27 protein-coding genes and 1 pseudogene are annotated in these 23199 nt (G+C 36.9%); 26 read left to right on the top strand and 2 right to left on the bottom strand.

The features are described from left to right. The first annotated feature begins 52 nt into the window (after positions 1-52). Complete coding sequence (locus ACP5S8_RS03205; RefSeq protein WP_461875659.1) at positions 53-589, top strand: hypothetical protein; 537 nt, start codon at positions 53-55, stop codon at positions 587-589. Positions 590-591: 2 nt separating this feature from the next. Here the strand turns inward: ACP5S8_RS03205 and ACP5S8_RS03200 are convergent, their stop codons facing one another. Further along, the gene (locus ACP5S8_RS03200) at positions 592-1971 is read right to left on the bottom strand and encodes a porin (RefSeq protein WP_461875658.1); all 1380 of its coding nucleotides are present in this window, start codon (positions 1969-1971) and stop codon (positions 592-594) included. Between the two features lie 400 nt (positions 1972-2371). Here ACP5S8_RS03200 and ACP5S8_RS03195 point away from each other — a divergent pair, with 400 nt between their 5' ends. The 23 genes from ACP5S8_RS03195 to ACP5S8_RS03085 all read left to right on the top strand — a co-directional run bounded on the left by ACP5S8_RS03195 (position 2372) and on the right by ACP5S8_RS03085 (position 21632). After that, a complete protein-coding gene (locus tag ACP5S8_RS03195; RefSeq protein WP_461875657.1) occupies positions 2372-3442 on the top strand; it encodes a hydrogenase small subunit in 1071 nt (356 codons plus the stop codon). A 2-nt stretch (positions 3443-3444) separates the two neighbouring features. Next, positions 3445-5346 carry a nickel-dependent hydrogenase large subunit gene (locus ACP5S8_RS03190; RefSeq protein WP_461875656.1) on the top strand — a complete coding sequence of 634 codons (1902 nt, stop codon included), beginning with the start codon at positions 3445-3447 and terminating at the stop codon, positions 5344-5346. Beyond that, entirely contained in the window at positions 5339-6034 is a 696-nt protein-coding gene (gene cybH / locus ACP5S8_RS03185; protein WP_461875655.1) for a Ni/Fe-hydrogenase, b-type cytochrome subunit, read from the top strand. Before ACP5S8_RS03190 ends, cybH begins: the two co-directional genes overlap by 8 nt. Next, positions 6031-6543, top strand: a complete 513-nt coding sequence (locus ACP5S8_RS03180; protein WP_461875654.1) for a HyaD/HybD family hydrogenase maturation endopeptidase — start codon at positions 6031-6033, stop codon at positions 6541-6543. The genes cybH and ACP5S8_RS03180 overlap by 4 nt, the downstream gene beginning before the upstream one ends. Positions 6544-6553: 10 nt before the next feature. Further along, positions 6554-6793, top strand: coding sequence for a HypC/HybG/HupF family hydrogenase formation chaperone (locus tag ACP5S8_RS03175; RefSeq protein ID WP_461875653.1), 240 nt, complete (start codon positions 6554-6556; stop codon positions 6791-6793). Next, positions 6771-7865 carry a hydrogenase formation protein HypD gene (gene hypD, locus ACP5S8_RS03170; RefSeq protein ID WP_461875652.1) on the top strand — a complete coding sequence of 365 codons (1095 nt, stop codon included), beginning with the start codon at positions 6771-6773 and terminating at the stop codon, positions 7863-7865. Before ACP5S8_RS03175 ends, hypD begins: the two co-directional genes overlap by 23 nt. Further along, complete coding sequence (gene hypE / locus ACP5S8_RS03165) at positions 7856-8842, top strand: hydrogenase expression/formation protein HypE (RefSeq protein ID WP_461869915.1); 987 nt, start codon at positions 7856-7858, stop codon at positions 8840-8842. Before hypD ends, hypE begins: the two co-directional genes overlap by 10 nt. 1 nt (position 8843) lies before the next feature. Next, a complete protein-coding gene (hypA, locus tag ACP5S8_RS03160; protein WP_461875650.1) occupies positions 8844-9188 on the top strand; it encodes a hydrogenase maturation nickel metallochaperone HypA in 345 nt (114 codons plus the stop codon). Then, the gene (gene hypF / locus ACP5S8_RS03155; RefSeq protein WP_461875649.1) at positions 9185-11386 is read left to right on the top strand and encodes a carbamoyltransferase HypF; all 2202 of its coding nucleotides are present in this window, start codon (positions 9185-9187) and stop codon (positions 11384-11386) included. The genes hypA and hypF overlap by 4 nt, the downstream gene beginning before the upstream one ends. Further along, positions 11386-11769 carry a hydrogenase expression/formation protein gene (locus ACP5S8_RS03150; protein WP_461875648.1) on the top strand — a complete coding sequence of 128 codons (384 nt, stop codon included), beginning with the start codon at positions 11386-11388 and terminating at the stop codon, positions 11767-11769. The genes hypF and ACP5S8_RS03150 overlap by 1 nt, the downstream gene beginning before the upstream one ends. Then, positions 11762-12517 (top strand): hydrogenase nickel incorporation protein HypB, encoded by a 756-nt coding sequence (hypB, locus tag ACP5S8_RS03145; RefSeq protein WP_461875647.1) that lies wholly within the window; start codon positions 11762-11764, stop codon positions 12515-12517. Before ACP5S8_RS03150 ends, hypB begins: the two co-directional genes overlap by 8 nt. A 201-nt stretch (positions 12518-12718) precedes the next feature. After that, entirely contained in the window at positions 12719-13432 is a 714-nt protein-coding gene (locus tag ACP5S8_RS03140; protein ID WP_461875645.1) for a carbon monoxide dehydrogenase beta subunit family protein, read from the top strand. Positions 13433-13447: 15 nt separating this feature from the next. Further along, a complete protein-coding gene (locus ACP5S8_RS03135) occupies positions 13448-14617 on the top strand; it encodes a ferredoxin oxidoreductase (RefSeq protein WP_461875644.1) in 1170 nt (389 codons plus the stop codon). Between the two features lie 30 nt (positions 14618-14647). Continuing rightward, positions 14648-15514 (top strand): thiamine pyrophosphate-dependent enzyme, encoded by an 867-nt coding sequence (locus ACP5S8_RS03130; RefSeq protein WP_461875643.1) that lies wholly within the window; start codon positions 14648-14650, stop codon positions 15512-15514. A gap of 11 nt (positions 15515-15525) precedes the next feature. After that, entirely contained in the window at positions 15526-16206 is a 681-nt protein-coding gene (locus tag ACP5S8_RS03125; protein WP_461869907.1) for a 2-oxoacid:acceptor oxidoreductase family protein, read from the top strand. Positions 16207-16216: 10 nt separating this feature from the next. Then, positions 16217-16441: a ferredoxin oxidoreductase gene (locus ACP5S8_RS03120; RefSeq protein ID WP_461869906.1), complete on the top strand. Its 225-nt coding sequence runs from the start codon at positions 16217-16219 to the stop codon at positions 16439-16441. A gap of 3 nt (positions 16442-16444) precedes the next feature. Then, entirely contained in the window at positions 16445-16714 is a 270-nt protein-coding gene (locus tag ACP5S8_RS03115) for a hypothetical protein (RefSeq protein WP_461875642.1), read from the top strand. A 116-nt stretch (positions 16715-16830) separates the two neighbouring features. Next, positions 16831-17325, top strand: coding sequence for a bifunctional nuclease family protein (locus ACP5S8_RS03110; RefSeq protein ID WP_461869904.1), 495 nt, complete (start codon positions 16831-16833; stop codon positions 17323-17325). Next, the gene (locus tag ACP5S8_RS03105) at positions 17326-18225 is read left to right on the top strand and encodes a 5'-3' exonuclease (protein ID WP_461875641.1); all 900 of its coding nucleotides are present in this window, start codon (positions 17326-17328) and stop codon (positions 18223-18225) included. Positions 18226-18301: 76 nt separating this feature from the next. Then, positions 18302-18808 carry a thiol peroxidase gene (tpx, locus tag ACP5S8_RS03100; RefSeq protein WP_461869902.1) on the top strand — a complete coding sequence of 169 codons (507 nt, stop codon included), beginning with the start codon at positions 18302-18304 and terminating at the stop codon, positions 18806-18808. Next, positions 18805-19497 carry an MtnX-like HAD-IB family phosphatase gene (locus tag ACP5S8_RS03095; protein WP_461875664.1) on the top strand — a complete coding sequence of 231 codons (693 nt, stop codon included), beginning with the start codon at positions 18805-18807 and terminating at the stop codon, positions 19495-19497. The genes tpx and ACP5S8_RS03095 overlap by 4 nt, the downstream gene beginning before the upstream one ends. Further along, complete coding sequence (locus ACP5S8_RS03090; RefSeq protein ID WP_461875640.1) at positions 19445-20806, top strand: aspartate aminotransferase family protein; 1362 nt, start codon at positions 19445-19447, stop codon at positions 20804-20806. Before ACP5S8_RS03095 ends, ACP5S8_RS03090 begins: the two co-directional genes overlap by 53 nt. A 1-nt stretch (position 20807) precedes the next feature. Continuing rightward, positions 20808-21632 carry an alpha/beta hydrolase gene (locus tag ACP5S8_RS03085; RefSeq protein WP_461875639.1) on the top strand — a complete coding sequence of 275 codons (825 nt, stop codon included), beginning with the start codon at positions 20808-20810 and terminating at the stop codon, positions 21630-21632. Here ACP5S8_RS03085 and ACP5S8_RS03080 read toward each other — a convergent pair. Further along, positions 21623-22039: a putative metalloprotease CJM1_0395 family protein gene (locus tag ACP5S8_RS03080; RefSeq protein WP_461869899.1), complete on the bottom strand. Its 417-nt coding sequence runs from the start codon at positions 22037-22039 to the stop codon at positions 21623-21625. The two genes, ACP5S8_RS03085 and ACP5S8_RS03080, sit on opposite strands and share 10 nt — an antisense overlap. An 82-nt stretch (positions 22040-22121) precedes the next feature. On the opposite strand from ACP5S8_RS03080, the gene ACP5S8_RS03075 reads away from it, so the two are divergent. Then, the gene (locus ACP5S8_RS03075; protein WP_461875638.1) at positions 22122-23009 is read left to right on the top strand and encodes a tetratricopeptide repeat protein; all 888 of its coding nucleotides are present in this window, start codon (positions 22122-22124) and stop codon (positions 23007-23009) included. Beyond that, positions 22999-23199, top strand: a pseudogene (locus ACP5S8_RS03070) (hypothetical protein); the annotation flags it as partial. The gene ACP5S8_RS03075 and the pseudogene ACP5S8_RS03070, both read left to right, overlap by 11 nt.

Below are 23199 nucleotides of genomic sequence, written 5' to 3'. Positions count from 1 at the left end.
CACATTGGGGAAAAATTATATTTTAAACTAAAAAATCGTTATATTAAAATAGATGAGGTTTTTTATATCTATACTTTTGCTTTTAATTTTTGGCTTTTCATATGGAGATACCATCGTAAAGTATGAGGCAAACTTTGTGGGATTATCGGCAGGAATTGTAACAGTTGATATTAAAAGCCCGCAAGACATAGATTGTGAAGGTAAAACAAAAGGACTTTTTTCAATATTTTACAGCTATGAATTTAAGTTTAAAAAGAATGGCGACAACTACTTTTTAGAGGAAATAACCAACGGCAAAAAACGTATATACAACGAAGAAGAAATAATGAAAGAAAAAGCTTGGATACCGCTTTTTGTATCCATGCTTACCAATTCCCATTACGATATAGGCTCTAAGCTAAAAGTTGGAAACATCAGCGTAATACCCGAAGAAAACGTGCAAAACGAAATATATTTTTTTAACGTAAAAAACAGCAACAACGTAAGAAAAGTAATTATCTGGTACGATAGCTCAACACATCAAAACGATTTTCCAAAATTGATAAGGATAGTCACAAGAAAAGCTACGATAGACTTAAAAAGATTGTGATATTAAAACACCGTTCTAAAAGCCAAAGACCAATCGTTAAAAGCCCTAAGCGTATTTTCTCCATTTGAAGTGGCATTTATAAGGTTTGCATCTGGGTTTACAAACTGAACACCAAAAGACACGTTTGCGTTTTCGTTGTCTATGTAATAATTTATAAATATATCCGTCAGAAAAAGCTTTGTGGTTATAAAAGAGTTTTGGCTAACTGGGTTTACGTAATAGTTTTTGTTTTCGTCTTCCTCATACCTTAATACAATAGCCGGTTTACCTATGCCGATATACTTATCGTATAAAAGCTGTGTTTGAAGGTAGTATCCTTTTGCTTCTGGTTGAGCTATCGTATTACCTGCTTTTGCATAACCTAAATCTTTTTGAAGAAGCCATGCCCCTTGGAAGTTTGGTACAAAATCACCAAACCTTTGTTCCCACAGTACATCAAACGTATAGGCTTTTGCTGTGGTAGAAGATGTTTGACCATTACATATATTTGATTCATTTGCACTGTTTAGCCAAGAGCTAGAGCAGTCTATTTTTTGCTGCTGGTAAGCAAAAGAAAATGTGAGGGTTTTTCTTTTTCCAAAAAACGTGTCTTTATCTACGTAATCTGGTTCTCCTTTATATCCTAAAAACGTAGGTGTAAGTTCTATTCTAAAACCGTATTTTAGGTTGCTTTTGGCGTTGGAGCCATATTGATAGTCGTATCTTCCGTTACCTAACATAATATAGTACTTTAACGCCGTATGTTTTGCTACATCGCCCCAAATAGCTACGCCTGTATCTCTAAAGGCGTTTCCTACATCGGAACCAAATGTCAAAGGCACAAGGGGTTTTATAAAAGGTTTAAACTTATAAACACCTTCATAGTTAAGGTAATTTGGGTTTACAGCATAGTTTGTTTGTAAAAGCCTAGCACCGTCTACATTTATCTCAGAAACGCCGGGGTTGTAATCTTCTATGGGCACTATAAAAGAGTACAAATCTTCCAAAGGAATTCTTGACCATGGGTCTAAGAAAAGACCAGCGGTAACCTGAAAAGATTTTTTAAATTTAAAATTTATAAAAGCGTCTTTTACTATGGTATACTGCATTTTATCGTGAGAGCGAGCAGAGCCATCTGGTGTCAAAACATTGTTGTCAGAAAAGTCTATATTTGCACCAAACTGCACCACTGGGTTAATCTGCCCCGCAAAGTAAAGCCTTGCGTTTTCCACTGAAAAATTTACACTTTTGTGATCGTTGGTGGTGACTTTGCCGTTATCTTGAGCCCATATAGAAAGCTTTAAGCCTACATCTGCAAATTCATCGTTTGAGGCTTTTAGCAAAACACCGTAAGAGTTGGATGCCATAAAACAAAAAGCTAAAGCAAAAATAGCCTTTTTCATACCAAAATCCTAAAACCTAAATTTAGAAACTTCTATTTTAAACTCTTTAGCTACATCAGTCAATAGCTTTGTATTAGCGTGATGGCTTGCAATAGCTTTCTCAAAGCATCCAAAGTCTTTTTGACATTAATTTTATGGTCTAAAAATCCCCCTGCGCTTGTTTCTACGTTTTTAGTAGAAATTTGAGCCACTGTCTTATGCGTACTATAGAAAACCGTAGTACCGATTGCAACACCAAAAAAGCCACTATTTCACCCAAGATGTTAAAGGACTTTTGTGTAATAATACACTTGTTATAAACCTATAAATATGTCTTATGCTTTTATAAAGAGAAATCATTGACAAGTAACATCTAAAGTGTTAACATAATTAATGAATATTTATTCATAAGGAGGCTTTTATGATAGATGGAAAAGAAACCTTCTGGGAAGCGCTTAAAAGACACGGGGTCAGCAGGAGGGAGTTCCTTAAGTTCTCCGCAGTTATCACTGGTCTTATGGGCTTGCCACCTGCTATGATACCGAAAATAGTAGAAGCCATGGAAACCAAGCCGAGAGTACCGGTAATATGGGTGCACGGGCTTGAATGCACCTGTTGTTCTGAATCCTTCATAAGATCAGCCACACCTTTAGCATCCGACGTGCTTCTTACTATGATATCTTTAGAGTATGACGATACGCTATCAGCAGCGGCAGGAGAAGCGTTGGAAAAGCATAAAGACGATATAATGAAAAAATACCACGGAGAATATATATTGGCAGTAGAGGGAAATCCACCTCTTGGAGACGATGGAATGTATTGTGTTGTAGGGGGCAAACCTTTCTTAGAGGGGCTTAAAAAAGCGGCAGAAGGGGCAAAAGCTGTGATAGCATGGGGTTCTTGTGCATCTTGGGGATGTGTGCAAGCGGCAAAGCCAAATCCCACCACCGCAGTACCTATTCACAAAGTAATAACGGATAAGCCTATAGTGAAAATACCCGGATGCCCACCAATACCAGAAGTAATGACTGGAACTATTATGTATACGGTGCTTTTTGGAAAGTTGCCACCTATGGATTCTCAAGGAAGGCCCAAAATGTTTTACGGAAATAGGATACACGATACATGTTATAGAAGAGCATTTTTCAACGAAGGTATGTATGTAGAGCAATTTGACGATGAAGGGGCTAAAAAAGGATGGTGTCTTTACAAGATGGGATGTAGAGGTCCTACTACATATAATTCTTGCGGAAATCTAAGATGGTACAACGGTCTTTCTTACCCTATACAATCTGGTCATGGGTGTATTGGATGTTCAGCGGATGGATTTTGGGACAACGGAAACTTTTATAGTAGAGAGCAAAATATACCCTTTATAGGTACAGAATCAAACGCAGATAAAATAGGTGCGGTAGCAGTAGGAGCAGCAGCGGCTGGAGCAGTAGCTCACGGTGTAATAAGTAAAATACGTTCTGGTAAGAAGGAGGATTGATTATGAGCACAAGAGTAGTAATAGACCCAGTTTCTAGAATAGAAGGACATTTAAGATTAGAGATAGAGGTAGATGAATCGTCTCATAAAGTAACAAACGCTGTATCAGCAGGTACAATGTGGCGTGGTATTGAGCTTATAGTAAGAAATAGAGACCCAAGAGAAGTATGGGCTTTTACACAGCGTATATGTGGAGTTTGCACTACCATTCACGCTTTAGCTTCTGTGAGAAATATAGAAGATGCTCTTGATATAGAAATACCAAAAAATGCAAACTACATAAGAAACATAATGCTTGGTACTTTATACTCACATGACCATTTGGTACACTTTTATCACCTTCACGCCCTTGATTGGGTATCTCCTTTAGAGGCGATAAAAGCAGATCCTGTAGCTACGGCTGCTCTTCAAAACCAAATACTTCAAACCTACGGCGGTATTATATCCTTGTATACGGATTTTCTTGGGGGCAACGCTTACCCGAGGAAATTTCCAAAAGCAACCCCTGGTTATTTTAAAACCTTCCAAGACAAGATAAAAAACTTAGTGCAAAGTGGACAACTTGGTATATTTGCCGCCAATTGGTGGGACCATCCAGATTATAAGATGTTGCCACCAGAGGTGCATCTTATAGCAATAGCTCATTATCTAAATATGTTGGATGTTCAAAGAGAGCTTGTTATACCACACGTAGTATTTGGTGGTAAAAACCCACATCCTCATTACATAGTAGGCGGTATGAACTGTTCTATATCTATGAACGATATGAATGCACCCATAAATATGGAGCGCCTTGCAGTGGTGGAAGATGCTGTTTATACCCAAGCCGAGGCTACAAATTTATTCTATCTAATAGACCTTCTTGCTATAGGCCAAATATACATCCAAAAAGGCTGGACTTACGGCGGTGGGTTATCCAAAGAAAGGGTATTAGGATATGGAGATTTTCCAGATGAACCTTATAAAAGCATAAAAAATGGTGATTATCACCAGAAGATACTCTACCATTCAAACGGAGTGGTGGAAAACTTCGCTCAAGGCGTAGAAAAGGCCAAATATTATCCTATTACCAACGAAGATTTAACAAATCCAGATATAATTCAGGAGTGGGTTACACACTCTTGGTACCAATATCCAAACAACAGCGAGGGCTTACACCCTTGGAACGGTATAACAGACCCTTACTATACAGGACCAAAAGAAGGCACAAAAACCCATTGGAAATATTTAAACGAAGACGGCAAATACTCCTGGATAAAATCACCAAGATGGAAGAACTTACCCGCTGAAGTAGGGCCTTTGGCAAGGTATATGATAGTATATACAGCCGTAAAGCAAGGGCATATAAAACCTTCCTGGATGGATGAAATGGTGGTAAATCAAATAGATCTTGTTTCAAAGCTTTTAAACTTACCACCTCACGTATGGATGCCCACCACCGTAGGAAGAACCGCGGCAAGAGCCTTAGAATGCCAGCTTGGAGCAAACGCATCTAACTATTTTCTTAAAAAGCTCTACGACAACATAAAAGCTGGTGATACGTCTGTGGCAAACATGGAAAAATGGGAACCGTCCACTTGGCCAAAATCTACAAAGGGAGTGGGTATATCTGAAGCCCCAAGAGGTGCTTTAGGGCATTGGTGTATTATAAAAGATGCAAAGATAGAAAACTATCAAGCGGTAGTGCCCACCACATGGAACGGCTCTCCAAGGGACGAAAAGGGTCAGCAAGGTGCTTTTGAAAGATCTATGCAAGATACAATAGTCCTTATAGCCAAAGAACCTCTTGAGATTTTAAGAAGCGTGCACTCTTTTGATCCATGTCTTGCTTGCTCTACTCACGTTTACAACACAGAAGGAGAAGAGGTTACTTCTTTTAACATAGGAGGGACTTGTTATGGATAAAGAAACCAAAAAATATTATCTATTTAGCCCATCCCTAAGAATCGCCCACTGGGTATGGGCTTTGGCTATAAGTGTTTTGTTTATAACTGGTATATACATAGGAAACCCATTTTTTATAGGAAACGTAGGCTATAGCGCCACTTTTGGAGACCTTCACGCTCTTACAATGAACTACATAAGACTTTTGCACTTTAGCTTTGGCTATATCCTTCTTGCAGCTCTTATTCTAAGGTTTAGCATAATACCTTTTAGAAAAGCCGATAGACTTATAATACCTAAATTTTGGACAAAAGCTTATTGGGAAAATGCTTTTGATACTTTAAAAAACTATCTTTTTATTACCAAAAGCCACAAACCATACGTAAGAAATCCTTTGGCAAGGACAGCTTATCTTGGACTTTTTCTACTTTTGATTTTTGAAGTGATAACTGGGTTTGCAATGTATGGAAGGTCAAATCCAGGTGGGTTTTGGGATAAGCTTTTTGGGTGGATAATACCGATGCTAGGTGGAGAATATCAAGTCCACAGATGGCATCATATAGTAGCCTGGCTTATAGTACTTTTTGTAGTGATACACGTTTATATGGTAATAAGAGAAGATATATTAGAAAAAGACGGAGAAGTGTCTTCTATGGTAAATGGCAACAAATTTTTTGAACACACACCAGCGGATATAACAGATATATGACAAGCATGCCACAGTTTAGAACAATACTAATGGGTATAGGCAACATCCTCATGCAAGATGAGGGGGTTGGTGTGCATACCATAAGAGCTATAGAAAAAAGATATGCTTTTAATCCTTCTATAGAAATCATAGATGCTGGGACTCTCGGTCTTGAAATACTATATATATTGCAAGACGGTGTTGATAACTTGTTGGTGGTGGACGCTGTGATGGGCGGCAAGCCACCCGGGACTATATATATTTTTAAAAACGAAGAGGTGAAAAAATATTATTTAAAACATAAACTGTCTGCCCATGAAGTGGGTTTTTCTGAAGTCTTGGCGCTTTTAGAGGTAATAGGAAAGCCTGTCAGACAAAACCTTGTGCTTGTAGGTATAGAACCGATTAGCTTTGAGGTGTCTTTGGAACTTCACGAGAAAACCGCTTCAAAATTAGAAGATTTGATAAAGGTAGTTTTGGAAGAGTTAAGAAATTTAGGTGTAGAAATCTCAGAGAAAATTCCTTCCTAAGGAGGACTTTATGTGTCTTGCCATACCTTCTAAGATAGTAGAGATATTAGAAAACAACATAGCCATAGTAGATACAATGGGTGTTAGAAGGAAAGCTTCTTTAGAACTGTTAAATCCAAAACCAAAGGTTGGGGATTACGTGCTTTTGCATGTTGGTTTTGCGATAGAAGTGCTTTCTGAAGAGGATGCTTTAGAAAGTCTTAAGCTTTTTGAAGAGGCGTTAGATTATGAAAACGAATTTGAACTCTAAGGAAGTTATATTAAAAGCCAAAGACACAATTATAAAAAAAGTAGAAAAGTTAGGAAAACCTATAAAGGTAATGGAGTTTTGCGGTGGACATACCCACGCTATAATGAGATACGGTATAGATAAGCTTTTAAAAGGATACATAGAGTTTATACACGGTCCTGGATGTCCTGTTTGTGTTGCTTCTATGGATAGGATAGACTTGGCCATTGAGCTTGCCAAAATCCCAAACACCATATTTACCACCTACGGAGACCTGTTAAGAGTGCCAGGTTCTCACAGAAAATCTCTTTTAGACATGAGAGCTTCAGGATGCGACGTTAGAAGCGTGTATTCTTGTTTGGAAGCCTTTGATACAGCTCTTCAAAATCCAAATAAAAACGTTGTATTCTTTGCTATAGGCTTTGAGACTACTACTCCGCCAACGGCAGTGCTTCTTAAAAAAGCAAAGGAGCATAAATTGAAAAATCTTTTTGTAGTATCAAACCATGTGATGACACCGCCAGCCGTAAGATATATACTAAACTCTGGTATTTCTCATATAGATGGTATCATAGGACCTGGTCATGTCAGTGTTATAACTGGCACGAAAATCTATGAAGAGTTTGATGTATCTATAGTTATATCTGGTTTTGAGGCTTTTGATATATTAAAAGCCATAAACATGCTTTTGGACCAGCATATAAAAGGTGAAAGAAAAGTAGAAAACGCCTACACAAGGGCTGTTACAGAAGAAGGCAACAAAGAGGCCCAAAAACTAATAGAAGAAACCTTAGATACAAGGGATAGCTTTAGCTGGAGAGGGATAGGTAGCTTGCCTAAAAGCGCTCTTAAGATAAACGACGATTACGAGATATTTGACGCAGAAAAAGTCTTTGATGTGAAATTACCAGCTTCAAAAGAACATCCTCTTTGCATATGCCCAAAGGTTATAACAGGCGTTTCAAAACCAACAGATTGCAAGCTTTTTGGAAATTTATGCACACCCGAAAACCCCATAGGTTCTTGTATGGTGTCCTCTGAAGGAGCATGTGCTGCTTACTACAAGTATCAAGAGGTAGAGTTATGTATGTAAAGCTCTCTCACGGTGGTGGTGCCAAAGAAACGAGGGAGCTTATAGAAAAGATTTTTTTAAAACATCTAAAAAATGAGCTTTTAACAAACGAAGATGCAACTATTTTAAGCTTAGAAGGTAAAGTAGCCGTTACAACAGATAGCTTTACAGTAAGTCCCATATTTTTTAAAGGTGGTGATATAGGAAAGTTGAGTGTGGCTGGCGTTGTAAACGACCTATCGGTAATGGGAGCAAAGCCTCTTTACATGAGTATGGGTTTTATTATAGAAGAGGGGCTTTCTTTTGAAGAGCTTGAAAAAATAGTCATCTCTATAAAAGAAGAAGCCAGCAAAACTGGTATAAAGCTAATAACGGCTGACACAAAGGTAGTCCCAAAAGGCTTTTGCGATAAGATATATATAAATGCTACAGGTATTGGAAAGCTTTTGAAAGAGGGTATATCTTCTACAAATTTAAAAGAGGGCGATATTTTGATTGTATCAGGACCTATAGGCAATCACGGCGCTACAATACTTTCTATTAGAAACGATTTTGATATAGATATAAGTTCTGATTGCGCTTCTTTGTGGGAGGTTATAGAGCCTCTTTTAAAAGAAGATATAGAGATTCACGCCATGAGAGATTTAACAAGAGGTGGTCTTGCAAGTGTATTAAACGAGTTTGCCAAAAGCTCAAATGTGGAGATTTTAATAAACGAAGAAGATATACCTATAGAACAATCCGTTAGAGGCTTTTGTGATATCCTTGGTATAGAACCATACTCTTTGGCTTGTGAAGGCACTTTTATAATGGCTATACCAAAAAGTGATGCTGAAAAAGCTTTTAATATTCTTAAAAGCCACAAACTAACAGAAAAAGCAAAGGTTGTGGGAGAAGTCATTAAAAAAGGCAAAGAAGGAGCCTATGTAAAAACTCTTTATGGAAGCGTTAGATATTTAGAAGAAGCACCCGGTGAGCTATTACCAAGGATATGCTAATATGCACGAGTTTTCAATAGTCCAGGCGCTGTTAGGGCAAGTAGAAGATATAGCAAGAGATTACAACGCAAGCTCTGTATCAAAAATATATATTGTTGTAGGCGAGGTATCTGGAGTAGAGCCTCATCTTTTAAAAACAGCTTTCGATACTTTCAAAGAAAATACCGTCGCATCGGAAGCAGAACTTATTTTAGAATTTCAAAAGCCGCACATCTACTGTATGGAATGCCAAAAAGAATTTTCTTTGGAAAGATACTCTATGAGATGTCCAGAGTGCGGAAGTTTCAAGGTAAAGCTTACAAAAGGTGATGAGCTTATTTTAAGGACGTTAGAGCTTGAAGTATGAAAAAACGTTTTAGGCTTTTAGTGAAAGGTACAGTCCAAGGAGTAGGTTTTAGACCTTTTGTTTACAACTTAGCAAAGTCTCTTGGTGCAAAAGGATTTGTATCAAATACTGCAACCGGAGTAATAATAGAAGTAGAAAATGTAGATATAGACAAATTTATCAATATGCTAAAAGCCAAAAAACCTCCTCTTTCAGAAATTGAGGAAATAAACATAAATACACTTGATTACGTTGGTTTTAAGGATTTTAAAATAGAAGAGTCAGAAGCCTTTGGCGACAAAAATCCAAGCGTGCCACCGGATATGGGACTTTGCGAAGATTGTTTAAAAGAGTTTAACGACCCCAGCGACAGAAGGTACAAATATCCTTTTATAAATTGCACAAATTGTGGCCCGAGGTTTAGCATAGTTTTAGATATTCCATACGATAGAAAAAACACCACCATGAACGTGTTTACTATGTGTCAAAAATGCAAAGAGGAGTATGAAAACAAAGAAGATAGGCGTTTTCACGCAGAGGCGATATCCTGTCCTAGCTGTGGGCCAGTCTATTGGTATGAAAAAGAAGGCAATGTTCTAAAAGAAAACGTATTTGAAACAATGGCAAAAGATTTAAGAGATTCAAAGATAATAGCCCTAAAAGGTCTGGGAGGATTTCATCTTATATGCAACGCTTTGGATGATGAAGCCGTTAAAAAATTAAGACGTAGAAAAAAACGCTCTTCAAAACCCTTTGCGGTTATGTTTAAATCTTTAGAAGAGGCTTTAAAATACTTAGAACCTACAGAGCATGAGATAAAGGCCTTAACATCAGCTCAAAAACCCATAGTACTCATAAAAAGAAGACACCCATACTTTGAAGAAGCTTGTAAAGGACTCTCAAGCGTAGGGGCATTTTTAGCATACACGGGCATTCACCTAAGGCTTTTTGATTTTATAGATTTTCCTATAATAGCCACCTCTGGCAACGTATCGGATACTCCTATTTGCAAAGACAACGAAGAAGCAAAAACCAAGCTAAAAGATATAGCGGATGCTTTTTTTATGCACAATAGAAACATAAAAAGACCAGTGGATGACTCTGTAGTAAAGCTAATAGATGATGATTTAACGATAATAAGATGCGCCAGATCTTACACTCCAAAACCAATATATGTAAACACGTACGCAAAAGCCGTATCTCTTGGTATGGGAGCTTTTCTTAAAAGCACAATAAGCATTTTCAAAAACAATACCATTGTATTAAGTCCTCACATAGGGGATCTAGATAGTGTAGAAACCGTAGAGCATTACAAACATACGTTAGAAGATTTTCTGAGATTTTACGATGTAAAACCAGATATAGTAGTATGTGATATGCATCCGAACTTTTTTAGTAGCATTTACGCTAAAAGCAGATTTTCAAATGTTATCACCCTTCAACATCACAAGGCCCACATACTCTCGGTAATAGCAGAGCACAACATCTCTCCAGATCAAGAAATATTGGGTATAGCGTGGGATGGGACAGGGTACGGGGAAGATGGGACTATCTGGGGAGGTGAATTTTTTATAGGTAACGCTTATAACTTAAGAAGGGGATTTTTTATAAAGCCCTACAAACTCATTGGAAACGAAGCAGCAATAAAAGACCCAAGAAGAATAGTGCTAAGCTTACTTTTTGAGCTTTTAGAAGATAAAGCATTTAACCATCCTTTGATAGAAAAGCTTGACTTTGAAGAAATAGAGTTAAAAACCCTTTATAAAATGTGGAAAAACGACATAAACACTACAAAAACATCATCTATAGGAAGGCTTTTTGATATGGTGGCATATCTTATGGGGCTAATAGAGAAAGTAGATTACGAAGCAAAAGGGGCTATGATGGTAGAAGATAAGTATGTAGAATCAGCGGAGTACTACGATTTTCAAATATCAAACAACGAAATAATCATATCTTTTGAAGATATATTTAAAGAAAAAGATATAGATAAAATGGCTTCTAAATTTATAAACACGTTGTTTGAAATCATTGTGTCTGTTATCAAGCTTTTAAAAGCCAAAAACGTTGTGGTATCTGGAGGTGTGTTTTACAACAGACCTTTGATGAGAAAGCTAAAAGCCGTTGACGGCATAAATTTGTTTTACAATAAGAAAATTCCCACCGGCGATGGTGGCATATCTTTTGGACAAGCATTTTATGGAGGTATCTTATGTTGATGAACGCTGTACCTATATTATATGAAATAACAAAAGCTCTTGAAGATTTTATAAAAACGGGAGAAAACCATATAATTTATACAAACAAAATACCTCTTTCCGAAGAGGATAAAGAATTTCTACTGGATGTGCTTGGAGAAGGTAGCATAAAGATAGAATACAAAACCAAAAGAGAGTATATAACTTTCAAAGAAACGTCGTTAATAGGCGTTTGGCTCGGTGTAGTCCACGACGTTGAGAAAAAGCCAATTCTTGAGATTTTAGAGATAAATTCGTTTCCATTTATGTTGCAAGCCCCAAAAGAAGATATGGAAGATTCTGTTAGAAGGTTAAAAGATATTTTAAAAGATTTAAACAATTTAGGAGGTAAAAGCCATGTGTAAAGACTGCGGATGTTCAATAACAGAACACCATCACGAAGAGCACCATCATCATAACCATCACGAGCACGAAATAAAAGATAAAAAAGTGGTGGATGTTATCAAAAACATACTGGATAAAAACGATAAACAAGCTATGTCAAATAGAAAACACTTTGAAGAGCATGGGGTGCTTTGTATAAATTTGATGAGTTCTCCTGGATCTGGTAAAACATCTTTACTTGAAGCTACTATAGAAGCCTTAAAAGATAAGATAAGAATAGGCGTCATAGAAGGAGATTTAGAAACCAACAACGATGCTATGAGAATAAAAGCAAAAGGGGCAAAAAGCTATCAGATTACCACAGGACAAGCTTGTCATCTTGATGCTTTTATGGTGCATGATGGTATACATAACCTAGGCATAGAAGATTTAGATATAGTTTTTATAGAAAACGTAGGGAATTTGGTATGCCCAGCCGCTTATGATGTGGGGGCTCACATGAACGTTGTGCTTTTTTCCACCACTGAAGGAGAAGATAAGCCTGTAAAATATCCTGTTATGTTTAAAAGCGCAAACTTAGTCGTGATAACCAAGATAGATCTAATTCAATATCTTGATTTTGACCTGCAAAAAGCCAAAAACTATGTTAAGGAAGTAAATCCACAAGCAGATATAATAACGCTTTCTACAAAAACCAAGGAACATTTAGAAAAATGGCTTAAATACCTAGAGTTTAAATTGGAAATATTTAAAAACTCTCTCGATTAAAATATGATAATATGATATAAATAACATCAGTAAGTATTTACGAAGATTTTCATGGTGTGATTTTTATATTTTAAAGTTAGTAAATACAATTTCATAATACTAATGTGTAATTTATCATTGCTATTTATCATGTGTAATAATCTTGACAATTTAATTTCTTTGCATATCTTTTTAAAATCATCTCAAGGAGGTAGCCATATTATGGCAAAGATTATCACGCCAGGTCCATCTGGTTATGTACCTACGCCTGCAGTTTTTGAAGGTGTTCAAATAACTCCTCCAGGTAAAGCTCTTTTGTACGGTGAATGGGTAGACGAAGAAACAGCTATGAGAGAAGCGGCATTGGCAATGCTCACAAGAAAAAATCCTACTATATTTCCTGGGCCATTAGTGTTGTGGGGATACAACGCTTCTGCCATAGAAAAAGCTCAAGCAGTATTAGAACTTGCAAAAGAAATACCTAATTGCCGTATAATACCAATGCCAGATTATAGGCCAAAATATCCTAAGATAGATCCAGAAGCTGAGATAAATCCAAACCACCCAAACCTTACCATACTTCACAACAAAATAGAGGCTTGCATATTTGTAGGAGTTCACTGCCATTATGCCAACTTATCTCTAAGAATGATAAGAGCTGGTACAAACTGTTTTACAATAGCCCTTTGCGCAGAGATGGGTCATGAAGACGCTATGGTATCTATAAGGGATGTTCACGCTGAAAAAATACTAGAATTTAGAGATGTAGTCGTAAAAGTAAGAGAGGAACTTGGCATAAAGTGGGAACCCAAACTACCACCAGAAAACCCATCTCTACCAAAAGAACATTTCGAAACGTTAAACATAGCAGATTACGGAGACTATGCTTACTTATTACACCCAAGGAAGGGTGAAACTGTAGAAGAAACCGAGTAATTTTTGGAGGTTTTTATGCCAGAACAAAAAGTTGTCGAAACAGATTATCTTCTCTTGGAAGCTCCAAGGGAAAAGAAATTTATAACTGGCTCACAAGCCATGGCTGAAGCTGTAAAAAGAGCCAATGTAGATATAGCTATAGCCTATCCAATAACCCCGCAATCAGAAACCATGCACTTGGTGGGCGATTTATGGGCTCAAGGTTATCTAAAAGATTACTATAGAGCCGAAGAAGAGTACGGAGCCATGTCAGCTATAGCAGGTGCGGTAAGAGGTGGAGCAAGAGCTTTCACAGCCACATCTGGACCAGGTCTTTTAAGAGGTTTAGAGGCAATAGCTTCATGGCCAGGGCACAGAATACCAGCGGTCTTAGGTGTCTTAACAAGGGTTGTAAACGCTCCTCTTTCTATACAACCAGACAACGTAGAGATATCATATCTTCTAAACTGTGGAATGGTTGTATTACACGCTGAAAACCAGCAAGACGTTTTCGATTTTACGCTTGCATCTTTTGCTATATCAGAGATGGTAGATGTATATCTACCAATAGCCGTATGTACAGAAGGTTTCTTTGTAACCCATGCCAAAGGCTATGTAAATATGACTCCAGAAGATATGAAGCTTCCACCAAGAGATCCATACAAAGCACCAGTCCCACCTACAGATTGCGAAATACCACCAGCAAGAATACAAAGAGACGCTCCTGTTCAAAAATCCAACTTCATGAGCTATCTAATACACCAAGTATGGCAACAAGAAGTATGGTCTTCAAACATGAGAGCTATGAAATACATATATAAATATCTAAACGGTCCTATAGAAGTCATAAATCCAGACGCTGAAGTATTTGTAGCAGCTTCTGGTTGTGCAGCAGCCCAAGCTAGAGAAGCTGTAAGATACGCCCAAATGGAAGGCTTAAACGTCGGTCTTTTAAAAATAAAATCTATAGTTCCTTTCCCATCTAAAGAAGTAAGGGAAACTTTGAAAAACGCAAAGGCTATTATAGTGCCAGAACACAACATAGTAGGATGGCTTGCTAAAGAAATAAAAGCCAATATACCAAACAGCGATAATGTTATAGGAAGACCTAGAGCTTACGGAGGTATGACGCTTCCAGTAGAACTCATAATGGATGAAATATATGCCGCTCTTGGCATCAAAAAAGACAAGACGGTGCTTGTTTAATATTATGTTAAAAACCTAAGGAGGTAAGTTATGGGTTTAGAATACGTTAAAATATCACCTGGATTTGAAAAATACATGCCAAAGGACTATGTAGACCTTGTTAAGTATGGTCAGTTTGGCAGACAAATTGATGTACAACAGATAGACCAAATAAAAGAGTTGGTTGAAGAGCATCCAATGTGTGCAGGATGCTATATGGCTTACTTTGTAAGAATATTCTACGCATCTTTACCAAAACCAGAAGACACCATAGTCCTTGGTACTGCTGGATGCGCTAGGTTAGCACTTTCCCAAGCTGCTGTGCCGTTTATCTATGGAAACTACGGAGATACAAACGCTGTTGCATCTGGATTAAAGCGCGCTCTTAACATAAGATTTCCGGATAAGGTAAAGGACGTCGTAGTTATGGCCGGCGACGGTGGTCTAATGGATATAGGCTTTGGCATGACGATGCACTCTTGGTTTAGAAGAGAAAACTTTACCACTATAATGGTTGACAACGAGGTTTACGGCAACACCGGTGGGCAAGAAAGCGGCATGTCACCTAAAGGGGTACAACTTAAGATGGCTCCTAAAGGTAAAAAGTTTGACAAAATAAACGCAGTTGAATTAGCAAAAATTGCAGGCTGTGTTTATGTAGCGAAGTTGGCACCTACAAATCCCAAGAGGATAGCCAAAACCATTAAAAGAGCAATACTAGCAGCTAGGGAAATAGGACCTACCTTTATACATGTTTATACCTCATGCAACATAGAATACTCGATACCCACAGAAAGAGTGCTAGCAGATGCAAAAGAAAGAGAAAAGAACGATTTTGGCTTTTATGAATGGATGACAGACGAAGCCAAACAATACATAGAAGAACAAGAAAAGAAAATGGCAGAGGTTAAAGCTTAAGGAGGATATATATGAAAAGGTACAACATGCGTATAGCTGGTGTTGGTGGTCAAGGGGTTGTGACCTCTGCTCACATTTTAGGCAACGCTATGTCAGCTGCCGGCAAATATGCTTCTTTGGTGCCATTTTTCGGTTCTGAGAAACGCATGGCACCGGTAGAGGCCTACGTTAGAGCTTCTGATCAACCTATATACGAAGTAGGTGAAGTTGTTTATCCAAACGTAATCATGATTTACCATCCGCAAGTTATAACACACGGAAAATCTTATACAATGCCTTTTTACTCTGGTCTAAAACCCGATGGACTTGTTATTATAAATACAGATGTTGATATAATACCCGAAGAAGACCACGCCATATTGGAAAAACTCAATACAAAAGTTATAAACTTTCCAGCTACGAAAATAGCTCTTGATATAGCAGGGACAGAGCTTGCCACAAATATGGCTATGATTGGTCTTTTCTTTGGAATAACAAGGCTTGTGGATTTCGAGTATATAGAGCAAGCTGTAAAAGAAAGATTTTTGGGTAATACGTTTGTAGCTTCTGGTGGTACAGCTTCTTTGGACAGCGCCATAGAAAAGAAGTTTAAGAAAAAGGTAGAACTCTTGGAAAAGAATATGCAAGTTATAAAAGAAGCTTTCAGAATGGCTGAAGAGAATGGATGGGTATTGGAAGAAATCACTGTTTAAGGAGGCATAAATGTACTACGTAGCTGATGTTAAAGAGTCTGAGTGCGCTAAATACAACTGTAAACAATGCGTACTATTTTGTCCAGAGCCAAACACACTTATGTATAACTCCGAAAAACACGTTGCATGGGTTAACTATAGCAGGTGTAAAGGATGCGCTGTATGTGTTTATGTGTGCTCAGACCTTCTCAAGAGAAATTGTATAGAAATGGTAATGATGACAACGGGGGATTGATGTATGGATAAAAAAAGAATAGAAAACATAGTATTTAAAGTATCAGAGATGCTTTCTGACCCATCTCTTGACATGGAAGTATGCGAGGAGGGAGCAAATCCCCCTTGTGTAAAAGTAACATATACCACTGAAAATGGTTCAAAACATCAAAAGATTATAGACATAATGGACGAGTTATCAGATAAGCCAGACGATGAAATAGCAAATTTTATAGTATTCCAAACAGAACAGTTCATGGAAGAAATAGATTCAGTAGAGTATAGCGGAGAATAAAATAACATATAAAGGCTGTCCGACAGGGCAGCCACCTTATCAAAGTCTTTTATCTTTAATCCCACTTGATTTTTATCAAAAAATAACTATTATTTTCAATAAGGAGGTTTTTAAAAATGGTAGAGGTTTACGTTAGCGGTATGGGAATAGATCCTATATCTCAAATGCCTATAGTGGTTTTGAAATCTAAAGAGGATGACAATCTGGCTTTACCCATATGGATAGGGGTTTTTGAAGCCAACAACATCGTAATGAATATGCAAGGTATGGATTCTCCAAGACCTATGACTTACGACCTTATAAGAAATATTTTAACAAGCACAGGGTATACGGTAAAGATGGTAACAATAGATTCAGTAGAAAACAACACGTATATAGCAACAATCCACTTGCAAAACTCAAAACTTCCTACGGAAGAACTAGCCATAGATTCAAGACCAAGCGACGCTATAAATATAGCTCTTAGATTTGACGCACCAATATATGTAAACAAAGAGCTATTTAGCAACAGCGCTGATGTAGAGATTCAAGATGACTTAAACATAACAGAAGAAGATTTAAGAAGCTGGATTGAAAACATAAAACCAGAGGATTTTGAGAAAAACATTTAAATGGATACAATCTACGTTTTAGATGGCTCTGCATTTTTGTATAGAAGTTATTATGCTTTACCTTCTTTAAAAACTGAAAACGGCTTAGAGACTGGTGCTTTTTATGGATTTATAAGAGCCGTATTTTCTATACTAAAAACTAAAAAACCAGAGTACTTTGCTATAGCTTTTGATTTACCTGCTCCGACAGTTAGAGATAAAATATACAAAGAGTATAAAGCTACTAGAAAAGAAACACCAAACGAGCTTGTTTCACAAATACCCCTTATAAAACAAGCGATAAATTTGCTTGGTATAAGGCTTTTAGAAAAAGAAGGTTTAGAAGCGGATGATATAATAGCCTACATTGCTTATAAATCAAAAGAATGGAACAAGAATCTTACAATTTACACACCAGACAAAGATTTAATGCAACTTGTGGAAGACAAAAGAATAATTGTAATAAACCCCATCACCAACAAGGTCTTTGACGAAGAGGCGGTAATAGAGAAATTTGGCGTACCACCTTCAAAGCTGGCAGATTACCTTGCCCTTATCGGAGATAGCGTAGACAATATAAAAGGCATAAAAGGTGTTGGTCCTAAAAAGGCTGTTGAGCTTTTAGAAAAATACGGTTCTATAGAAAACATATTAAATCACTGGGAAGAAATACAAAAAACTTTTAAAGAAGCTTCAAAAGAAGATTTAGAGTTGGCTTACAAGCTTATTAAATTAAACACAGAAGAGATACTAAATATGATAAATATACATTTAGAGGATTTAAAAATATCTTACAATATAGACCTGCAAAAGGTAGAAGAGTTTTTTATGGCTTTTAATATGAAAAGCTTAATAAAGGATTTAAATACAATATTTAAAGAAAAATCTTCTGGAAAAAGAATTCAAAAAACGCTTTTTTAAATTAAAACTGCTTCTAATCATTGTAATAAAAGCCAAAAAACTTACTATTTATAGGCAAAACCTTAGGAGGTAAAACATGCTCAAAACCAAATTAAAAGGAAACGATGTATCACTTTCAGGTGATATAAAAGTAGGAGACAAGGCTCCTGAAGTAGAAGTCGTGCTAACAGATTTATCCACCAAAAAGATAGGTGGAGCTAAAGACAAAGTGCAGCTTATAATAGCTGTTCCGTCCTTGGACACACCTGTTTGCGCTACCGAAACCCGTAAGTTTAACGAAGCTGTTGGCTCAATGCAAGATGTAGATACCACGGTTGTATCTATGGATTTACCTTTTGCATCAAAAAGATACTGTTCCACTGAAGGAGTGGAAAACATAGCTGTAGCTTCAGATTTTAGGAACAAAGATTTTGGCAAAGCTTACGGCATACTTATAGCGGAAGGTCCATTACAAGGGCTTTTGGCTAGGGCAATATTTATAGTTGGCAAAGACGGCACTATAAAATATTTCCAACTAGTGCCAGAAATCACCTCAGAACCAGACTATAACGACGTACTAAAAGCTCTGGAGAGTCTAAAATAACAACGTTTTTTTGTGATTTTGACGGCACTATAACGCTCCAAGATACTGTAGATGCGCTCTTGGAGCGCTTCGCATCTAAAGAATGGTTAGAAGCTGAGAAGCTGTGGAAAGAAGGCAAGATAACTTCAAAAGAATGCCTTGATATTCAAATGTCTTTGGTAAACATAACAAAAGATCAACTGGAGAATTTTCTATCCAACGTACATATAGATAAAAGCTTCATAAAATTTTTGGATTATGTAAAATCAAATTTTAACGCTAAAGTATACATTTTAAGCGATGGTTTTAGGCTTTTTATAAAAAAAATATTAAAAGATCATTTGGAAAAAATAGATGGAATATATGCCAACAACCTTTACTTTATAAACAAAAAATTTAAAACCCTTTACAGATATTCACAAAAAGACTGCCAGCTTGGTGTTTGTAAATGCCATCTTGTGCAAAAACTAAAAGATGGTAAGGCTATATATATAGGAGATGGTATGTCTGATTTCTGCGCCTCCAAAAACGCTGATTTTATATTTGCTAAAAGCAAACTGTTAAACTTTCTAAAAGCTCAAAACGTTAGTCATTTCACTAGCTTTTCATATTTTGAAGATATAATAAATCAATTACCTTTTGTATTGGAGAAATTGCATGAAGAAAGAGGAAATACTATCGATAGAAAGCGAAGTTTGCTCTTGGGGTGATACGGTACATTATCTAAACCCTCCAAAAATTTTCAAAGCTTCTGAAGGGTCTTACCTTTACGACGAGGAAAACAAACCATATTTAGATTTACAAATGTGGTACAGCGCTTGTAATTTCGGATACAAAAACGAGCGCATAAACAACGCTATAAAAGATCAGATGGACAAAATGGGACAGCTTGCCTCTCAATTTCTTTTTGAGGAAAAAGTAGTCTTATCAAAGAAGATAGTAGACGCTAATTTAAAAAGATTTAATCTAAAAGGTAGAGTGCATTTCAACGTAGGTGGTTCTCAAGCCATAGAAGATAGCTTAAAGCTTGTAAGAAATTACAAAAAGAAAAATTTAAACTTTGCTTTTATGGGAGGATACCACGGCAGGACTTTAGGTGCTACTGCTATTACATCTAGCTATAGGTATAGAGAAAGGTTTGGGCATTTTGGCGATAGGGCGCTTTTTATACCATTTCCTTACTGTTTTAGATGTCCTTACGGAAAGAACTTGGATAGCTGTGATTATTATTGTGTAAAAGAGTTTGAAAAGCTTTTTGAATCAGAATATTACTCTATATACAATCCAAAAACCAACGAATGTGAGTATGCAGCCTTTTATATAGAGCCCATTCAAGGCACCGGCGGTTATGTAAAAGCCCCACCAGAATACTTTAAAAGGTTGAAGAAAATCCTAGACCAAGCCAACATACTTTTGGTAGACGATGAAATTCAGATGGGATTTTACAGAACTGGTAAATTGTGGAGCATAGAGCATTACGATGTGAAGCCAGACATCATTGTGTTTGGTAAATCTTTAACAAACGGCATGAATCCTTTATCAGGTCTTTGGGCAAAAGAAGATCTGATAAATCCCAAAATATGGCCAGCTGGCTCTACTCATTCCACATTTTCTTCAAATCCTATAGGAGTAAGAGCCGGAGTAGAAGTCATGAACATAATAGAAGAAAAAGATTATGAAAGCATAGTGGCTCAAAAAGGTAAAAAGTTTTTAGAAGGTCTTAAAAGCCTAAAGAAAAAATATAAAAATATAGGAGATGTAGATGGTATAGGGCTTGCTCTTAGAATAGAAGTATGCGAAAGCGATGGTTTTACACCTTCAAAAGCTCTAACAGATAGGATATTAGAAGAAGGGCTAAAAGGAGACCTTGATTACAAAGGTAAGAAATATGGGTTAGTGTTGGATGTAGGTGGATATTATAAAAACGTCTTTACGCTTGCACCGTCTTTAGAAATTACAGATGAAGAAATAGATATGGCTATAGAGCTTTTAGACCAACTTTTCAAAAGGGCGATGTGATATGGAGCTTTCTATAAAAAACAACAACGAAAAGGCTGTTTTACTTCTTCATGGGCTTACCGGCACACCGTTAGAGCTAAGATGGGTGGCCAGAGATTTTGCCAAAGCAAATTACGATGTATATTTTCCAATATTGCCTGGGCACTGCTCCAGCTTAGAAGAGCTCAAAAAAATCAAATGGGAAGAGCTTTACGAGTTTGCCAAAAACTTTTACCTTAATTTAAAAGCCAAATACAGCGAAGTGTTTGTGGCTGGTTTGTGTGTAGGCGGCATGCTCTCTCTGATGCTCGGTATGGAATTCCCAGACATAGACGGTGTTGGCTCTTGGGCACCTGCCATGGAAATAGACGGTTGGGCAATACCTTGGTATAGATTTTTATTACCCCTTGGACTTTATACACCACTTAAACATATATATTACTGGAAAGAAAAAGAACCCTTTGGTATAAAAAATGAAGCCATGAGAAAAAAGATTATGCAGATGATGAAATCTGAAAAAAATGAGACCATGGCTTACGACAAGATACCAGCACCCACTATAGTAGAATTAAAAAGAATGGCTAAGTATATTAAAAAGCGCATAAACCTCTTAAAAGCACCGTTTATTTTAATTCATTCAAAGGAGGACGATTTGTCTTCCATAAAGGGTGCAAAATTTATATATGAAAAGGCCCCAAGCAAGGTTAAAAAATTTGTAGAACTTTCAAACAGCTACCACATTGTAACCATGGACAATGAAAAAGACATAGTCTCAGGTGAGACAATCGCATTTTTTAACTCTTTATCGGAAAGGAAACATCAAAAAGTGGAAGCATGTCAAGCGTAAACAGATATATTAGAACCTTCTTTTTGCAACTCAATTTGAGCTTGTTCCAACATCATTTGAGCTTGGGCAGCTACGGCTCTATCTTGAGCAGAAGGGTCAACAGGTGCTAAAGCAGCTTTTATCACTCTTTCCATCTTCCTTATCGTATCTTGTGGTGTAGGGCCAGGTGATACATCTATGCTTACATCTCCGCCTACTGCATACTTCTTGCCGTTGGGCCCTACCACGTATTTATAGTTAACTGGGCCTGTCAAATCTCCACCGGCTATTTTATGAGCCATCTCATGAGCCCTAACGTCTTGGTCTATAGCTTTTAATTGGTTTATCTCCTGTTGAGTTTGTAGGCTTCTTTGGTTTGAAGGCTTATCGTTTTTAGATAAAATAGGAAAACCAACAACCCCTATCATAAAATTTATTATAAACATAATTTATACTTAATCTACAATTAAAATCATAATATAACAAAGCCTTTACTGTTAAAATATTTTTATGAAGTTATATAAACTCGCAATTATAATGGCTATTTTTGTTGGTATATCTTACGCCGATGCTGAGCAATGCATAAACTTGCTTCAGTCAAAAGACTATCAAAAAGCCATAGACCTGGCAAATAAATCTCTTAGATGGAACAAATACGATTTTAACTACAACATGTGCGCAGCAATGTCTTACCTTTCCTTAGGAGAGCCAAAGTATGCTATACCTTATTTGAAAAATGCCACAAAAAACGCAAACACTCGCTATCAAAAAGAGGCACTTTACAACTACATGGGCGTTAGCTACGATATGGCTGGCAACAAATCAAAAGCGCTAGACAACTATACAAAAGCTTACAAATTAGCAAAGTCTATTGGAGATAGTAAAGGCATGGTGGACAACCTTTCAAACATAGCTCATATATTTTATTCGGAAGGCTATTACGATTCCGCAATAAGATTTTATAAAAAAGCGCTAAAACAGGATTCCAACAGCCCCACAATATTAAATAATATAGCTCTTTGTTATGCAGATTTAAACCATCCTCACAAGGCTCTTCATTACTACGCAAAATCCTCTCAAGCTTTTGCCGAAAAAGGCGATAAAGTTCACGAAGGTGCCACTTACCTAAATATGGGTGTTTTGTATCTTAAGCTTTTAGATTTTAAAGATGCAAAAACGTATATACAAAAGGGTTTAAGCTTGGTAAATGGCAACAAGTACTGGGAAGCGGTAGGCTATCAGTATATGGGTTGGTATTACGACAATAAAGATAAAAGGGACAAAGCTATACTATATTATCAAAAAGCTTTAGCGTTGGCAAATCAAATAGGTGCTGAAGGTTTGGCAAAATCTATACAACAAAATATATCTTCAGAGGAGATAGCCAGTGAGCATTAAAGCTAAGCTATGGATTATACAGATTTTTATGATTTTGGGAGCTTTTGTGGGTCAAGGTGTATTGTATAAAAATCATATAGATTCCATTACAAAATACATATTTTTCGCTAAAATGGAAAACCTAGTAAAACAATATGAGAATATATTACACATATCAGGTTTATCCGCTGAGATATCCGACAAAATAGCA

This window comes from Hydrogenobaculum sp. (assembly GCF_049967395.1).
In the GTDB taxonomy this organism is placed as follows: domain Bacteria; phylum Aquificota; class Aquificia; order Aquificales; family Aquificaceae; genus Hydrogenobaculum.
This window is presented reverse-complemented; position numbering and strand designations above follow the sequence as displayed.

Bases quoted from the DNA above. Each gene is read 5' to 3' on its own strand.
- ACP5S8_RS03180 (WP_461875654.1), top strand. From the start codon at position 6,031: ATGACAAGCATGCCACAGTTTAGAACAATACTAATGGGTATAGGCAAC.
- ACP5S8_RS03135 (WP_461875644.1), top strand. From the start codon at position 13,448: ATGCCAGAACAAAAAGTTGTCGAAACAGATTATCTTCTCTTGGAAGCT.
- ACP5S8_RS03085 (WP_461875639.1), top strand. From the start codon at position 20,808: ATGGAGCTTTCTATAAAAAACAACAACGAAAAGGCTGTTTTACTTCTT.
- ACP5S8_RS03175 (WP_461875653.1), top strand. From the start codon at position 6,554: ATGTGTCTTGCCATACCTTCTAAGATAGTAGAGATATTAGAAAACAAC.
- ACP5S8_RS03150 (WP_461875648.1), top strand. From the start codon at position 11,386: ATGAACGCTGTACCTATATTATATGAAATAACAAAAGCTCTTGAAGAT.
- ACP5S8_RS03110 (WP_461869904.1), top strand. From the start codon at position 16,831: ATGGTAGAGGTTTACGTTAGCGGTATGGGAATAGATCCTATATCTCAA.
- ACP5S8_RS03075 (WP_461875638.1), top strand. From the start codon at position 22,122: ATGAAGTTATATAAACTCGCAATTATAATGGCTATTTTTGTTGGTATA.
- hypF (WP_461875649.1), top strand. From the start codon at position 9,185: ATGAAAAAACGTTTTAGGCTTTTAGTGAAAGGTACAGTCCAAGGAGTA.
- hypE (WP_461869915.1), top strand. From the start codon at position 7,856: ATGTATGTAAAGCTCTCTCACGGTGGTGGTGCCAAAGAAACGAGGGAG.
- hypD (WP_461875652.1), top strand. From the start codon at position 6,771: ATGAAAACGAATTTGAACTCTAAGGAAGTTATATTAAAAGCCAAAGAC.
- ACP5S8_RS03090 (WP_461875640.1), top strand. From the start codon at position 19,445: ATGAAGAAAGAGGAAATACTATCGATAGAAAGCGAAGTTTGCTCTTGG.
- hypB (WP_461875647.1), top strand. From the start codon at position 11,762: ATGTGTAAAGACTGCGGATGTTCAATAACAGAACACCATCACGAAGAG.
- hypA (WP_461875650.1), top strand. From the start codon at position 8,844: ATGCACGAGTTTTCAATAGTCCAGGCGCTGTTAGGGCAAGTAGAAGAT.
- ACP5S8_RS03140 (WP_461875645.1), top strand. From the start codon at position 12,719: ATGGCAAAGATTATCACGCCAGGTCCATCTGGTTATGTACCTACGCCT.
- cybH (WP_461875655.1), top strand. From the start codon at position 5,339: ATGGATAAAGAAACCAAAAAATATTATCTATTTAGCCCATCCCTAAGA.
- ACP5S8_RS03115 (WP_461875642.1), top strand. From the start codon at position 16,445: ATGGATAAAAAAAGAATAGAAAACATAGTATTTAAAGTATCAGAGATG.
- ACP5S8_RS03120 (WP_461869906.1), top strand. From the start codon at position 16,217: ATGTACTACGTAGCTGATGTTAAAGAGTCTGAGTGCGCTAAATACAAC.
- ACP5S8_RS03125 (WP_461869907.1), top strand. From the start codon at position 15,526: ATGAAAAGGTACAACATGCGTATAGCTGGTGTTGGTGGTCAAGGGGTT.
- ACP5S8_RS03195 (WP_461875657.1), top strand. From the start codon at position 2,372: ATGATAGATGGAAAAGAAACCTTCTGGGAAGCGCTTAAAAGACACGGG.
- ACP5S8_RS03200 (WP_461875658.1), bottom strand. From the start codon at position 1,971: ATGAAAAAGGCTATTTTTGCTTTAGCTTTTTGTTTTATGGCATCCAAC.
- ACP5S8_RS03105 (WP_461875641.1), top strand. From the start codon at position 17,326: ATGGATACAATCTACGTTTTAGATGGCTCTGCATTTTTGTATAGAAGT.
- ACP5S8_RS03205 (WP_461875659.1), top strand. From the start codon at position 53: ATGAGGTTTTTTATATCTATACTTTTGCTTTTAATTTTTGGCTTTTCA.
- ACP5S8_RS03130 (WP_461875643.1), top strand. From the start codon at position 14,648: ATGGGTTTAGAATACGTTAAAATATCACCTGGATTTGAAAAATACATG.
- ACP5S8_RS03190 (WP_461875656.1), top strand. From the start codon at position 3,445: ATGAGCACAAGAGTAGTAATAGACCCAGTTTCTAGAATAGAAGGACAT.
- ACP5S8_RS03080 (WP_461869899.1), bottom strand. From the start codon at position 22,039: ATGATAGGGGTTGTTGGTTTTCCTATTTTATCTAAAAACGATAAGCCT.
- tpx (WP_461869902.1), top strand. From the start codon at position 18,302: ATGCTCAAAACCAAATTAAAAGGAAACGATGTATCACTTTCAGGTGAT.